This is a genomic window from Sorangium sp. So ce426, assembly GCF_051475585.1.
GTDB classification, from domain to species: Bacteria; Myxococcota_A; Polyangia; order Polyangiales; family Polyangiaceae; genus Sorangium; species Sorangium cellulosum_B.
Window position 1 is genome coordinate 10,805,855 of record NZ_CP150341.1, and the last position, 14,184, is coordinate 10,820,038.

The window sequence follows — 14,184 nt, forward strand, 5'->3', positions numbered from 1 at the left end:
GGCGGGCATTTTAGCGCGCCGCGCGCGCGCTGACGCCGGGCAATGCCGGCGAGCGCGCCAGGGCGGCGGGCGTGCGCCGCATCACGGGCAGACCGGGTGGAACACCGCGGAGGCGACCGGCGTCGCCCCGTCCTCCAGCGAGTCCTCGATCGCGCCCGTGATGCGGATCCCCTCCGGGGCGCAGAGCGCCGCCGCGGCGTCAGCCTTGAGCGTCCCGCCCTGAGCGCCGGTATCGACGGTGAACGCCACGGTGACGTCGCTGTCCGGAGCGACCTCGACCGGCAGCACCGCCGTGGTCTCGACGGGGAGCGGCTCGACGATCGAGGTCTTCTGATCGGCGCTCGTGATCGCGAAGGTGCGCACCGCGACGCGGCTGGGCCCGCTGGCCCGCGCGCCCAGGTGGAGCTGCAGCGCGAAGCTCGCCGTCAGGCCGGTCCCGAGCGCATTCGCCGAGACGGTCGCCTCGGGCGCCGCGATGGACGGCTCGACGAACACGGCCGCGTCGGTGTTGATGCAGCCGCTCGTCACCATGGCGAGCGCCGCTGGTGCGGCGTTCGACACCATGGCGAGCGCCGCTGGTGCGGCGTTCGACACCATGGCGAGCGCCGCTGGTGCGGCGTTCGACATGATGGCGAGCGCGGCGGCGGCGAGCGTGGTGGCGGCGGAGCGCCTGGCGCGGGCCTTCATGGGCTCACTCTCTCCCGGCCCGACCGGTCCTGTCCAGATCGGCGGCGCCGCGGTCCTGCTCCGGGCGGCGCCGCGCCTCCGCTCAGGGAGGCGGCGGGATGACGCCCTTGGAGCGGGCCAGGGCGCAGCCGAGCTCCACGTTGGTCGGCCCCTTGTCGGTCCGCACGACCTTGAACTCGACGCGCCGGTTCTTCTCCCAGGCGGCCGCGTTGTGGGCCGGATCGATCGGGCAGTACTCGCCGTAGCCCATCGAGCGAACGCTGTTCTTGTTGACGCCGCGCTGCGCCAGCGCCGCGGCGACCGCGTCCGCGCGGGCCTGGGTCAGCTTGAGGTTGTACGCGTCGGCCGAGCGCTCGTCGGCGTGCCCCTGCACCTCGATCATCGTGAACTCCGGGTGGTGCTTCAGCGTCTCGGCCACCGCCTGCACGATGCCGAACGACTCCGGGAGGATCTCGGCGCTGCCGGTCGCGAACTGGATCTTCTCGAGGATGACGATGTTGTTCTCCTCGATCACGACGCTGCCCTTGTCCGGGCACCCGTCCTCGTCCTCGAGGCCGTTGAACGTCTCCGGATCGTTCGGGCACTTGTCGGCCACGTCCGGGATGCCGTCCCTGTCGTTGTCGGGCTCCGGGCACCCGTCCTCGTCCTCGAAGTCGTCCCTGTCCTCGGGGTCGTTCGGGCACTGGTCGGACTTGTCGGGGATGCCGTCCTTGTCGTTGTCCGGATCCGGGCAGCCGTCCTTGTCCTGGAAGCCGTCGCGGTCCTCCGGGTCGTCCGGGCACTTGTCGCGCGAGTCGAGGATGCCGTCGCCGTCGCGATCGCCGTCGCTCCCCTCCGGGCAGCCGTCGTCGTCCTCGTCGCCGTCGCGGTCCTCCGGGTTGTTCGGGCAGCGGTCGTCAACGTCGAGGATGCCGTCCTCGTCGTTGTCCGGATCCGGGCAGCCGTACTTCCCGGGGGGCGAGTCGGCCTTCGTGTCCTGGAAGCCGTCGTAGTCCTCGGGCTCGTCGGGGCAGTCGTCCTGGTCGTCCTTGATGCCGTCGCCGTCCCGATCGCCGATCGACGGCTCGAAGACGAACCCGATGGTCGCGCGCTGCGCCGCGGACTGGAACCCGGGCGTGTAGCCGACGCCGGCGCCGAGCATGAGGAAGCTGTTCCGCTCGATGAAGAGCTTGATGCCCCCGATCGCCTCGGCCGATAGCTTCTGCTTGGCGCTGTCGCCGCCGCCCACCTGCTGGGTCAGGTAGGTCTCGACCACGAGGTCGAGCGGCGTGAGGACGCGGTAGCTCATGCCGGCCCCGGCGGTGATCAGGTCGGAGTACTCGAGGTCCCCGTGCTCCAGCTGGAAGGTCGCGCCGTCCTGGCGCAGGCCGAACACGGGGTTCTTCCCTGCGTGGCCGCGGTAACCGACGTTCGCCGCGATCCGGAACGGGTTGGTCGTGCCGAGCCGCTTCTCCAGCACGAGCTGCGGCCAGAAGAAGAACCCCGGGTCCGACGCGAAGTCCTGGCTCCCGCCGACGCCGATCCCGGCCTGGGCGATCACCGCGAGCCCGATCACGTCCTGATCGGGGCGGAGGATGCGCGCCTTCGCGTGGATCGCCAGGTTGCCGAGCGCCTCCGCGTCGAGCGAGTCGTCGTTGTAGTTGGCGCTGCCGCCCGGGCCGATGTCGTCGACCGGCTTGCCCCCGTTGAGCACCACCGGGACCGAGAGCCCGACGACCAGGAAGTTAGCGATGCCGTAATCGAACTGGAACGTCCCCTGGAACGCGTGATTGAGCATCACGTCCGTTCCCCGGTCGTTCTTGGTGAGCGGCAGGATGTTGTGCCCGTAATCGAGCACGAGCCCCAGGCTGATGTCGTTCGCGCCGAGGATGTCCGCCCCGTTGACGGAGAAGAGCCCCTTGGAGTCGACCGCCGGCCGGAACAGGTGCAGGTCCATGCCGTCGCCGTTGGCGCCGTCTCCCGTGCGCGTCTGGGCCGCGGCGTCGCCCGCGGCGGCGGCGGTCATCGCTGCGCCGAGGACGAAGGAGAGCAGCCCGGCGCCGAGGCGGGAGGCTCGGCCGGGGCGCGCCTGGGCCGGGAGCCGGGCGTCGTTCGCCCCAGGAGCGCCTGGGAGCGGCGGTTCGGCGGGGAGCAACGGGGAACGAGGCGTCATGGGAGGGTCCTCGGGATCGTGTGAGGTCGCTATCAGGCCAGCGCGTGGGGCGCCCGGCGCCACGTACCATCGCGCGAATTCCGGTGTCAAACAGACGACGCGGCCAGCGCGCGGCGCGAGCGATCGCGGCGCGTGGTTGGCCTGCCGCGCGAGTGCCACGCGGCCCGCCGCGCGCCCGGCGCCAGGCGCTCAGCCCGGGAGCGGCGCGCGCCCGCCGCTCCCTCGCGAGGGCCCGCGATCCGCCGGAATCATGAGGAGATGCGCGCTGATGCGCGCCGGCGGACCGCGCGGCCGAACGCCGGGACGTCCGGGTAGGGCGAAGTTGTCCGGACGATCGGAGCGGAGTATTCCGTGGAAGGTTGGGGCAGCCAGCGCCTGCGCCCCCGTCTGCGGCGACGGCATCGAGGCGGGCCCGGAGGAGTGCGACGACGGCAACACCACCAGCGGCGACGGCTGCAGCAGCACCTGCCACGTCGAGGACGACGGCTGACTGCCGCCCGCCGAGCGGGGCGCACCCGCTCGCACCCGCTCGTTCAGGGGGTGCGCGTTTTCAGGCTGTCGATCGCGTGGACGGGCGCCTGGTCGCCGGCCATCAGGTGGGCGATCGCCCCGTAGACCAGCCGCTGGCTCTCCAGCATGCTCTTGCCGGCGAACACCGGCGAGGTCACGACCAGGTTGAAGTGGCCCCCGCCGCCGGTCACCTCGGCGGTGGAACCCTCGATCTTCGCTTCGATGGCCTGCTTCAGGGCCTCGGGGATCGACCCCTGAAAGGTCGTCAGGTGGCTCGGCATGGGCGATCTATAGGCCATCGCCCCGCCGCGGGAAAGCCGGAGCGCGGGGCTCGGGCCGCGGCGGGGCGGCTGTCGACGGGATCGAGGCGACGGGATGGGCGAGGCGGGATCGGCGCGCTGGGATCAGGCGCGCGCTGTCGCGCCGGCCAGCTCGATGAGGCCGGCCGCGCCCATGCCGCCGCCGATGCACATCGTCACGACGGCGTACCGGCCGCCGCGCCGGCGCAGCTCGTAGAGCGCGGTCGCGGTGAGCTTCGCGCCGGTGCACCCGAGCGGGTGGCCGAGCGCGATCGCGCCGCCGTTCACGTTGAGCTTCTCCTCGGGGATCTCGAGCGTCCGCTGCACGTAGACGGCCTGCGACGCGAACGCCTCGTTGACCTCGAAGAGGTCGATGTCGGCCATCTTCAGCCCCGTCCTCGCGAGCAGCTTGCGCACCGCGGGCACCGGGCCGATGCCCATGATGGCGGGATCGACGCCGACGGTCACGAACGCCCGGAAGTACCCGAGCGGCTTCACCCCGAGCGCGTCCGCCTTCGCCTTGCTCATCACGAGCGCGGCGGCAGCGCCGTCCGACAGCGGCGAGCTGTTGCCCGGCGTGACGCTCCCCTTCGCCGAGAACGCCGGCTTCAGCCCCGCGAGCGCCTCCGCCGTCGTCTCCTTGCGGATCAGCTCATCGGTGCGGAAGTCGAAGGTCGCGCGCTTGCCGTTCTCGAAGCGCACCCCCTTCACGGTGACGATCTCGTCCTCGAAGCGCCCGGCCGCGCGCGCCGCCGCCGCCTTCTGGTGGCTCTTCAGCGCGAACGCGTCCTGGTCGGCGCGGCTCACCTGGAAGCGGTTCGCCACGTTCTCCGCGGTGATGCCCATCGGCGTGTACACCGTCGGACACCGCTCCATCGCCTCCGGCGACGCGCTCAGCTTGTTGCCGGTCATCGGCACCATCGTCATCGACTCGACGCCGCCGGCGACGGCGATGTCGAGCGATCCCATCGCGATGCTGCCCGCCGCGCTCGCGATCGCCTGGAGCCCGCTCGAGCAGAAGCGGTTGATGGTGATCGCGGACCCTTCCTGCGCCATCCCGCCGAGGAGCGAGACGACGCGCGCGATGTTGAGCCCCTGCTCACCTTCCGGCATGGCGCAGCCGAGGACGAGGTCCTCGACGTCCTCCGGCTTCACCTGGGGGACGCGCTGGAGCAGCGCGGCGACGACCTCGCCGGCGAGCTCGTCGGGGCGCTTCAGCGCGAGCGACCCTTTGTGGGCCCGGCCAACGGCCGAGCGGACGGCCTCTGCAATTACGACGTCGACCATGGCGTTCACCTAGTTCCGGAGGGGCTTGTTGTTCATCAGCATGTACTGCATACGCTCGGCGCTCTTGGGCTCGCCGCACAGGCTGACGAACGCCTCGCGCTCGAGCTCGAGGATCTCGCCCTCGGTCACCTCGCGCGCCGCGCCGCCGGCGCCGCCGCAGAGCACCTCGGCGAGCTTGCGCGCGATCTTCGCGTCGTGCTCGCTGGCGTGGCCGCCGGCGACGAGCGTGTCGATCATCATCTGCAGCGTCGCGATCCCGCTCTCGCCCGGCAGCTTGTAGGCGCGCGGCACGGGCGCGTGGTAGCCGGCCTCGGCCAGCCCGATCGCGCGCGCCTTCACCTCGTACAGCTGGCGGGCCCTGTCGAACGAGACGCCGTCCGTCTTGCGGAAGAAGCCGAGCGCCTTCGCCTCGTCCGCGCTTGTCGCGACCTTGGCGAGGGCGATGTTCTTGAAGACCTGCGTCACGATGTCGTACGTCGGCACCGTCACGCCCTCGGGGATCCCCTCCAGCGCGCGCCAGAGCATGTTGAGCGTCCCCGCGCCGCCCGGGATCAGGCCGACGCCGACCTCGACGAGCCCCGCGTACGTCTCGGCCGCGGCCTGCACCGCGTCGCAGGCGAAGCAGAGCTCGAGGCCGCCGCCGAGGGTCATCCCGTAGGGCGCGGCCACGACCGGCACGCTCGCGTACTTCAGCCGCTGGGTCGCGTCCTGGTACGCCTTCACCATCTTGCGGATCGCGTCCCAGTCCTTGTTGCCCGCGGCCATGGCCACGAGGAACAGGTTGGCGCCGACGCAGAAGTGCTCGCCCTGGTTGAAGACCACGAGCGCGCGGAAGTCCTGCTCGGCCTTCTCGGCCGCGAGCGAGAGCATCCCGATCGAGTCCGGATCGAGGCTGTTCGCCTTGGTCTTGAAGGTGACGCCGAGCACGCCGTCGCCGAGGTCCCAGGCCTCCGCGCCGTCGTTGGCGAGCACGGCCTTCGCGCCCTTCGCGGCCGCGCGCGCGCCGGCGAGCGTCACGTTGCGCGGATCGACGGGCCGGGCGACGTACTCCCCCTTGAGCAGATCGAACACCGCCCCATCGGCGCGGTAGAACGACGTCGCCCCGCTCTGCTTCATGCGGAGGATCGCCTCGGGCAGCTTGATGCCGTCCTTCTGCATGCGCTCGACGGTCTCGGCGAACCCGAGCGCGTCCCAGGTCTGGAACGGCCCGAGCTCCCAGTTGTACCCCCAGCGCATGGCGTCATCGATCGCCACGATGCTGTCGGCGATCTCGCCGACGCGCCGCGCCGTGTACGCCAGCGAGCGGGAGAGCACCTTCCAGGCGAACTGCCCGGCCTTGCCGGGGTCGCTGGCGAGCTTCTTCACGCGCGCGGCGGGGTCCTCGATCTTCTCGCACGACCTCGTGGCCTTCTTGATGGCCTCGTCGCCGCCGTGGGGGCGGTACTCGAGCTTGGCCGGGTCGAGCGTCTCCAGGCCTTCCTTGGCCTTGCGGTAGAAGCCGCCCTTGGTCTTGTCGCCGAGCAGCTTCGCCTCGATCATCTTCCGCATGTAGGCGGGCACCTTGAAGACGTCGCGGTCCTCGTCGCGCTCGAGCGACGAGTAACAGTTGTCGGCGACGTGGACGAGGGTGTCGAGCCCGACGATATCGCCAGTCCTGAAGCTCGCGCTCTTCGGGTGGGCCATGGCGACGCCGGTGATGGCGTCGACGTCTTCCGGCGCGAGGCCGTCCTCGATCATGAGGTGGATGGCGGTCAGCATCGCGTGGGTGCCGATGCGATTGCCGACGAAGTTCGGGGTGTCCTTGCCGAAGACGAGGCCCTTTCCGAGCACGTCCTCGCCGAGCTTCCGCACGCGCGCGACGACGGCGGGATCGGTGTCGGGCCCGACGACGAGCTCGAGGAGCTTCATGTACCGGACCGGGTTGAAGAAGTGCATGACGAGGAATCGCTTGCGGAAGTCCGCGGAGCGCCCTTGCATCATCTCCTCGATGCGCAGCCCGGACGTATTCGACGCCACGACCGCGTCGGGCCGCAAGACCTCTTCGAGCCGCGCGAAGAGGGCGCGCTTCGGCTCCATCTTCTCGATGATGGCCTCGATAACGAGGTCGCATTGGGCGAGCTCGGCGAAGTGGTCTTCGGTGTTGCCTGTGCGCACGAGGCGGGCGTTCGACGGGTGGAAGAACGCGGCGGGCCTGGCCTTGAGGGCCTTCTCGAGCCCGCCTGCGGCGAACCTGCTGCGGGCGGCCGGGTCCTTCTTTTCGGCGTCGGTGAGGTTCGGGGGCACGATATCGAGGAGCAGGACCTCGATGCCGGCGTTCGCGAAGTGGGCGGCGATGCCGCTGCCCATGACGCCCGCGCCGATGACGCCCGCGCGGCGGATTGGTTTCGTCATGCAGATCCTCCGAGAGAGATGAATGGGGCGCAAACCATTGACGGAAAGGGCCCCGAGCGCAAGCGTATCCGGGGTGGACGGCCGCGCGGGAGAGCGAGCAAGGTTACGCGTCGCCGTCGAGGGCGCGCGCTGATCGGCGGGGCGCCGCGGGACGCCGGGCGGACCAGCGCGGGTGTACGACACCGAGCGACAGCTGCAATGAGAGGCGGCGCACGTGGGACACCGCACGGGCCAGCGCGGGAGTGTGGTGCGAGACGCGCTTTGGTTTCCGGGAGAGCAGGAGATGGCGAGTGGGTTCCCGGGACGCCCTGTCCAGGGCGCCCCTCTGCGGTACGGGCGTGCTCAGGCGTGGCTGTGCGGGCGTGCTCGAGCGTGGCCGCGCGGGCGCGTCGGCTGGGGTCGGTCGCTCAGTGCCATGCCTGAGCGGACTGCACGGGCTGTCCGGTGCGGTCGTGCTCGGCGAGGAGGCGCTTCGAGATCTCGACGCACTCGACACAGGTGGCGAAGCGCGACTTGTGCAGGCACTGGATCCAGGTCGCCGTCCCTTGCGCGAGGAACTCCTCCGCGTCGAGGTGCTTGCCGCAGGCGACGCAGTGGATGTGCTTGTGCTCGTGGGGCTGCGCCGGGCGCGCGGGCGCGAGCGCCTTCCGCTCGCGCTTGGTCAGTCGCTTCTCTCGCTTCATGATCTCCTCGATGACGGGTGGCCGCACGGCCTCGTGCGGGCGCGGGTGAAGCTACCACGCGTCGCTGGGCGAGGGTCCCGGCGGCCTGTGCGGAAGGCGGCGGCGCGGCGGTGCGGGACGGACCCGCGCGACGTCGCCCGCGGACGGCGGCGGCGTGGGGGCGTGTGGGTTGACTTCTTTCAGGGGGTGTGCGTGCCGAGCCAGGCGACCGCGCTTCCCCGGGCCCCGCGCGTGTCGCTCGCGCCGATGAAGCTGCGCTGAGCGCCGCTCAGTCCGTCCCGAGGAGGGAAATCGCCACCTCGACGTGCTCGTCGCAGAGGCCCGCGTCGACCTCGGTCTTGACCTGAACCGCCGCGAGGAGCTCGAGCTCGATGTCGTCGAGGACCGCGAACCGCTCCGGTGGCTCGGCCTGGCGATCGAGCCACGCCTGGATCTCCCGGCAGCGGGTCTGGCCGGGATCCAGATCGCGCGCGCCGGCCGTCCTCGCATGGAGCACCGGCGTGCAGTCGAGGATCTCGCCCGTGAACCCCTCCGACGCAAGGAGCGCCCTCAGCGCGTCGAGCGTGTGCTTCTCCCGCCAGCTCGACGTGACTACGACCCTCGCGCCGGTCCGCGCCACGATGGTGTTCAGCCGGTCGATGGCGCCCGCGCTGAACCTCCTCGCGCCCGCGCCGTGCGCCTGGGTGATCGTGAGGAGATCATTCAGCACGCCGTCGAAGTCGAGGAAGAGGACCTTCACCGCCGTCGATGCAACCCGAGGCCAGGATCGACGTCAAGCGCGCGCGGTGGGCCTGCGCGCGTTACCCCTCGGCGTCCTCGCAGCCACGGAGCGCCTCCTCTTCGTCCATCTCGGCGACCGGAGTCGCGTAGAACCGAAGCGAGTGATAGGCCTCCCGCAAGACCTCCAGGAACTCGAGCCCGTCCTCGAGGCGATAGACGCGCTGAACCCCGGGCAGCCCGTACTCGACGATGTCGCCCACCACGTTCATGCACTTCGGGTGGAGCTTCACGACCCGCACGGGGGGGCCCTCCGCCCCGAGGACGAAACGAGCCAGCGGGGTCACCTCCGGCGGATCCATGATGAGGTGGAGCTCCACGAACTTGACCTTGGCCATCTTGATCTCACTCTACCTTGATTTCCCCGGCCTTGACCTTGGCGAGGATCTCGTTCAATCGGACGAAGGCGCTGTCAATCTCCTTCTTGGTCAGCCATGCCTGCAAGGTTTTCCGCACGTCCGCCTGGCCGCTGGCCGTGTTCATCGCAGAGAGCCTGTCGTACAGATCCCTGCTGATGACGTCCGGGAGCGGCTCGAGGATGCCCGGGTGGGGCCCCAGGCGTGGGTAACGCGCGGGCAGCGGCCCCAGCGATGCGTCTGCGTCTACCTGGACGAGCCGGTTCGGCGTTTTGGTACCCTCGCCGATGAAGACGAAGATGTCGCCTTCATGGGCGTCCATGGCGCCGATGAAGTAGTTGAAGGTGTCGAGGTCCTTCTTCAGCTGCGACGCCTTCACGCCGCTATAGAGCGCTGGATCGCTCACCTTATAACCGATCAGGGGCTTCGCGGCGGCCAGGTCGTCCTGCCAATCCTGGAGGGAGCCGATCTTTCCGCCGTAATCCACGAGCTCCGCCTTCGGCGTCGGTAGCCCCGCCCGCTCGGCCAGCTCTGCGACTGCAGGCGTCCGCCGGGCACGGTCGCCGGCCCGGATCTCCATGAACTCCGCCCAACCGATGGGCGCCTCCTCCGAGGCCGGCTTGAACAGGTACTCCTTCTTGGTCAGTTTGTGCTTCAGCTTGAGCTTGCCTTCGTTTACGCCATTCCCCACCTCACCAAGCTCGTGGAAGTCGGCCGGGTCGAGGACCCGCGTTTGCGGCTTGAACAAGGAGTCGTCCGGCTCCGCGACGACTGGCGCGCTTCGAAGCGCTGCGGGGACATCGTTCTGCGGGGTGCATACCGGCTTTGTCGAGTAGCGGCACCACCCGCCGCCCGGCTGCTCAATCCAGTCGTGCTCGCCGAGGCGGGCGGTGCGGCGCGGCGGCTCGCCCCGGACGACCTTGGGGTTCTTCGCGTTCCTCGCGAGGTAGTCGAGCTCCGCGGCCAGCTGCTCGCGGGTCACGTCGGCGGTCGCGCCCCCGGCGGCCCTGGCGCCGCCGCCGGCGCCCCTCCCGGCCGCGCGCTCCGGCGCCATCACCGTGGCCATCGACCTGGCCTGCTTGAGCGCGACCGCGAAGTCGATGCCGCGCAGGACCAGGTCGACGAGCGCCATGTGGTAGGCCGCCTTGGCCGCGTCCGGATCGTCGAGCAGCGGGGCGCCGATGTCGCCCGCGGTCGCCGCGTCGCTCAGCGCGCCGGCGCGCCGGACGTCGTGGATCGCGCCTGCCAGCTCGACCGTGGAGCCGATGAGCCCGAGCATCACCGCCGCCGCGCCGCCGGTCACGATGGCCGCGATGCCGAAGGCGACCGCCGCGCCCGCGACGACGATCTGGAGGGTGCGCTCCCGGCTCCGCGTCTGCGCGATCCATCCGTCGACGATCGCCTTGTCCTGCGCGCGCGCCGGGTCGCCGAGGCGCATCTCCCGCTCGACCTCCCGCACGATCGGCCCGAGCTCGTCGAGCGGCACGCTGTCGCTCAGGATCCGCTCCTTGGTCCTGGCGATGGCCTCGCGGCTCGCGCCAAACACCCGCACCCGGATCTTCGCGAGCAGCTGCTCGTTCGTGTCCGCGCCTTTCGCGCTCGCGCCCGACGCGCCCTCCTGCCCTTCGTCGTGCAGGAGATCCCCCGCGGCCAGGATCGGATACGCCGCGCGCAAGGCCTGGCGCGCCGCGCGCGCGCTCGCCGCCCTCTGCTTCCACAGCGCCGCGCTCGCCTCGAGCTCCCCCTGCGCGTCGGAGACGTCCGCCTCGCGCGCGCGCTCTGCCGGCGCCCCTTCCTCGGCGCCCTGCAGTGGAGCGGCGAGCTGCGCCTGCTCGTCGAGGAGCGCGCTCGCGTGGTCCATGGGAGAATCGGCGCGCCCCCCCTCGGCGCCCCCCTCTCCCTCGCTCCTCTCCACCAGGGCAGCGACCGCGCGCGCCGCCTCCCCCGCCCTCGCCGCCTGCGCGTCGAAGTCCTCCGCTGCCTGCTTGAGCTGGCGGTCGCGGGCGAGCATCGGCTTGACGATCTCGCGCAGCCTCGCCCAGGCCGCGCTCTCCTCGCGCGTGTCCGCGTACTTGGCCTCTTCCCGCTCGATCGCCGTCAGGTTGCCCTCGAGCGCGGCAAGCGCCCTCTTGCGCACCGCCTGCTTGAAGGCCGAGAGGACGCCGCCTTCGGCCGCGCCGGCCGCGCCCCTGGGCGCCTCGTCGGCCTCGGGCGAGAGCTGATGAAGCAGGATCCTGGCGTCCTCCGTCGCGGCGTGCGCCTTCAGGTACGCGACGATCGCCGCGGTCTGCGCGGTCTGTGCGATCGCCTCGACACCGCTCGTGACCGCCGCCATGCCGGCGCTGCCGCCGCCCTTGGCGATCCAGACCGTGGTGAGCGCCGCGCGCAGCCGCTCGACGAAGCGACCGTCGGTGTGCGGCGCATGGCAGTGCGCGATCAGGACTTCGATCTCCGCGGCGGCGAGCCGATCGAGCACGTCGAGCATCGGCTTCATGTCGCGCATGTCGAGCTCGGCGAAGACGAACGCGAAGCGCTCCTCGACGATCGCCGTGGCGAGGGCGTCGCCGAGCAAGTTCGTTACCTCGCCGTCCGCGGACGGCGCCGGCTGGCGGGCGATCCGGGCGGGGCGCGCGCCTGACAGACCCGAGGGCCGCGAGGCGAACGAGGCTTGCTGAACGACGTGGGTCAGCTCGTGCGCGAGGAGCCTTTGGCCCTCGAGGGTGGCCGGCGCATACTCGCCGGCGCCGAACACGATATCGCGCCCCGTGGTGTACGCCCGCGCCTCCACGGCGCGCGCCGCGCTCGCCGCGTCGCCGCCGACGTGCACGCGCACATCGCCGAAATCGTACCCGAACCGCGGCTCGAAGAGCTCGCGCACCGCCCTTGGCAGCGGCTCTCCACCGCGCCTCGCCGCGCGGACGGCGGCCTCCCCGTCCAGCGCCGCCCCGGCGTTCGCGGCGGGCGCACGCTTGGTCTGGATCGCCGCGTCCTCCTCGTCCTCGCACGCCGCGCACTTCCGCTGCACCGCCGCGGGCGCCGCGCCGATGGGCGCAGGATCGGCCATCCGCATCACGCGCTCCGCCACCTCGTCCGCCTCGCGCTCGGACGCGTCTCCCGGCGCGCTGATGGTCGGCTTGCGCTGGACCGGCGGCGTGATGCGGAAGCGGGCGAGATCGAGCCGGCCGGCGGCGCCGCCCTCGCCCGGTGAGGCCAGCCGGAACCGGGGCGGGCTCACCGACGGCGACCGCACCGCGCGCTGCGACACCGTCATGGGGTCGGGGGAACGGGCTGGCGAGGAGCACGGTTTTCGGTCGAACGTGAGCATGGCGGATCCTTTTCCGAGAAGGGCCTTTCAACGTGGCGTTCGGTCCTGCATCGCCGTTCCAATCACGGTCCGGCGCGCCCTCTCGGGCGCCTGGCCCGACATCAGAATCGCCCCTGGATGGCCAAGCCCATGGCCAGGAGCGGCCACCCGTCGTCCTTGCCGTCGGGCCAGCCCGGGACGAGGGGGACGCCCGCCGTGCGCTCCATCAGCGTGTTCTTCCAGCGCGGGTCCTGAGGCGCGAGCTTCTGCATGGTGAGCAGGCCCATGGCCAGGTTGATCTCCATCGGCTGGCCGGGGATCGCCTCGGAGCGGAACGAGTGCATCGACGCAAAGGGGGCGAGAGGGAGAATGGGCCCCTGCGCCCAGCGGAGCATGCGCGCGATGCTGAACGGGCCCATGTTCGACGCCGGGTCGACCCCGCGGAACGCCTCCTGTATCCGGCGGACGTTGAAATCCGTGAGCGCTTCGGCCCACCAGCCCTCCTCGGGGGCGCCCTCCGGAAACCGGAGCCGCTCGGCGACGAGCCGCTGCGCTTCGAGGAGGTGCGCGGCGCCTCTATCTCCAGGCTCCCGGTAGGCGGCGGCCATCAGGCGCGCGACGCCCTCGATCGTGCTCAGCGCCAGGGAGGCGGCCTGCGCGAAGCCGTGGCGATGGGAGCCATCCTTGTTCAGGTGCGAATGCCCGTCGGGCTTCAGGAGCCTGCTCTTCTCCAGATCCTCGTTCGTCCTCTTGCGGCGCTCTTCGTCGCCCGCGTAGGTGGCGAGCTTCTCCTGGAAGGTGACCAGCTGGTCGTGGCCGTCGAAGCTCCCGGTGACGAGGGGGTGCTTCGCGCGCTCTTCCTCGGACATCTGGATGAGCGACAGAAAATTGGAATGGCTAAAGAAATCCTCGATGGCGTGCAGCGCGTCGCCCAGGCGAACCAGGTTGGGGCGTCCGGCGCTGCCCATGCTCTGCTCGAGCATGTCGTTGATGTACTCGATGGGATCCCCCTGTCCCTGACCGCGGCCGGTGAACCGATGGCTCGAGCGATCCCACACATAGTTGTCGAAATGCTCCACAGGCCGGTATCCACCGAAATCGCCGTACTCGTGGATCAAGGCGGGGTTCGCGATCGCGGGCACCTGGGACATGTCCCTCATCAGATTCCCTCGATAGATCTCCGCGATCTCCTCCTTCGTGAAGACACCACGGAGCGCCAGCTCCTCGATCACGCGGTGCACGGCGTCGTCGAAAGGAGCCCAGTACGGCGTGGGGCCAGGGCGCACCCGCGCGGGCGGCGAGAGGCCCAGGGTCGCCAGCGCGACGTGATGGGCCTCCGACTCGGCCCCGGCGGGCGCCGGGCCGCCGCTCGGCGCGATCCCGGCCTGCGCCGGGCCGACCTTCGGCTGGGCCACCGCGTGGGCCATCTCGTGGATCATGACGAGATCCCCCTCGAGCGTCCCCAGCGACGGCGCCGAGGGGGAGAGGAAGCAGTCGCGCCCGAACGTGGCGGCGATGCTCGCCGGGGCGCCGGCAGGGAGCGCGCCGCGGAAGGCCCGGACGCCGTCCGTGGATGCCCCCGTCGCTCGCTCCACGGCGCGGCGGAGCCGGCCCGGGATGGATAGCGAGTGACCCCCTGCGACCGGGAGCGGCGCCGCCGCCTGGCTCCTGGACGACCGACCCCGCGCCGCCACGGAGCTCCTCGGCGCCCAGGGCGCCGCGGGCGCCCCCTGCGCCG

The 14,184-nt window shown here is 71.2% G+C and carries 11 protein-coding genes; 1 reads left to right on the forward strand and 10 read right to left on the reverse strand.

Annotated elements, in window-relative coordinates:
* Positions 1-81: 81 nt before the first annotated feature.
* Positions 82-687, reverse strand: a complete 606-nt coding sequence (locus WMF44_RS40495) for a hypothetical protein (protein ID WP_437295389.1) — start codon at positions 685-687, stop codon at positions 82-84.
* Positions 688-769: 82 nt separating this feature from the next.
* Positions 770-2,839, reverse strand: coding sequence for an OmpA family protein (locus WMF44_RS40500; protein WP_437295390.1), 2,070 nt, complete (start codon positions 2,837-2,839; stop codon positions 770-772).
* Between the two features lie 322 nt (positions 2,840-3,161).
* On the opposite strand from WMF44_RS40500, the gene WMF44_RS40505 reads away from it, so the two are divergent.
* Complete coding sequence (locus WMF44_RS40505; RefSeq protein WP_437295391.1) at positions 3,162-3,329, forward strand: DUF4215 domain-containing protein; 168 nt, start codon at positions 3,162-3,164, stop codon at positions 3,327-3,329.
* Positions 3,330-3,372: 43 nt separating this feature from the next.
* Here WMF44_RS40505 and WMF44_RS40510 read toward each other — a convergent pair whose 3' ends face one another.
* From WMF44_RS40510 to WMF44_RS40545, 8 genes are all read right to left on the reverse strand, one after another.
* Positions 3,373-3,630: a BolA/IbaG family iron-sulfur metabolism protein gene (locus tag WMF44_RS40510; RefSeq protein ID WP_012240161.1), complete on the reverse strand. Its 258-nt coding sequence runs from the start codon at positions 3,628-3,630 to the stop codon at positions 3,373-3,375.
* A 123-nt stretch (positions 3,631-3,753) separates the two neighbouring features.
* Positions 3,754-4,935 carry a thiolase family protein gene (locus WMF44_RS40515; RefSeq protein ID WP_437295392.1) on the reverse strand — a complete coding sequence of 394 codons (1,182 nt, stop codon included), beginning with the start codon at positions 4,933-4,935 and terminating at the stop codon, positions 3,754-3,756.
* A 9-nt stretch (positions 4,936-4,944) separates the two neighbouring features.
* Positions 4,945-7,326, reverse strand: coding sequence for a 3-hydroxyacyl-CoA dehydrogenase/enoyl-CoA hydratase family protein (locus tag WMF44_RS40520; RefSeq protein ID WP_437295393.1), 2,382 nt, complete (start codon positions 7,324-7,326; stop codon positions 4,945-4,947).
* 407 nt (positions 7,327-7,733) lie between these two features.
* Positions 7,734-8,009: a hypothetical protein gene (locus WMF44_RS40525; RefSeq protein WP_437277258.1), complete on the reverse strand. Its 276-nt coding sequence runs from the start codon at positions 8,007-8,009 to the stop codon at positions 7,734-7,736.
* Positions 8,010-8,277: 268 nt separating this feature from the next.
* Positions 8,278-8,748: an HAD domain-containing protein gene (locus WMF44_RS40530; protein ID WP_437295394.1), complete on the reverse strand. Its 471-nt coding sequence runs from the start codon at positions 8,746-8,748 to the stop codon at positions 8,278-8,280.
* Between the two features lie 61 nt (positions 8,749-8,809).
* A complete protein-coding gene (locus WMF44_RS40535) occupies positions 8,810-9,124 on the reverse strand; it encodes a hypothetical protein (RefSeq protein ID WP_437295395.1) in 315 nt (104 codons plus the stop codon).
* 7 nt (positions 9,125-9,131) lie between these two features.
* Positions 9,132-12,413, reverse strand: coding sequence for an eCIS core domain-containing protein (locus tag WMF44_RS40540; RefSeq protein WP_437295396.1), 3,282 nt, complete (start codon positions 12,411-12,413; stop codon positions 9,132-9,134).
* Between the two features lie 155 nt (positions 12,414-12,568).
* Positions 12,569-14,140: an eCIS core domain-containing protein gene (locus WMF44_RS40545; protein ID WP_437295397.1), complete on the reverse strand. Its 1,572-nt coding sequence runs from the start codon at positions 14,138-14,140 to the stop codon at positions 12,569-12,571.
* Between the last annotated feature and the right edge of the window lie 44 nt (positions 14,141-14,184).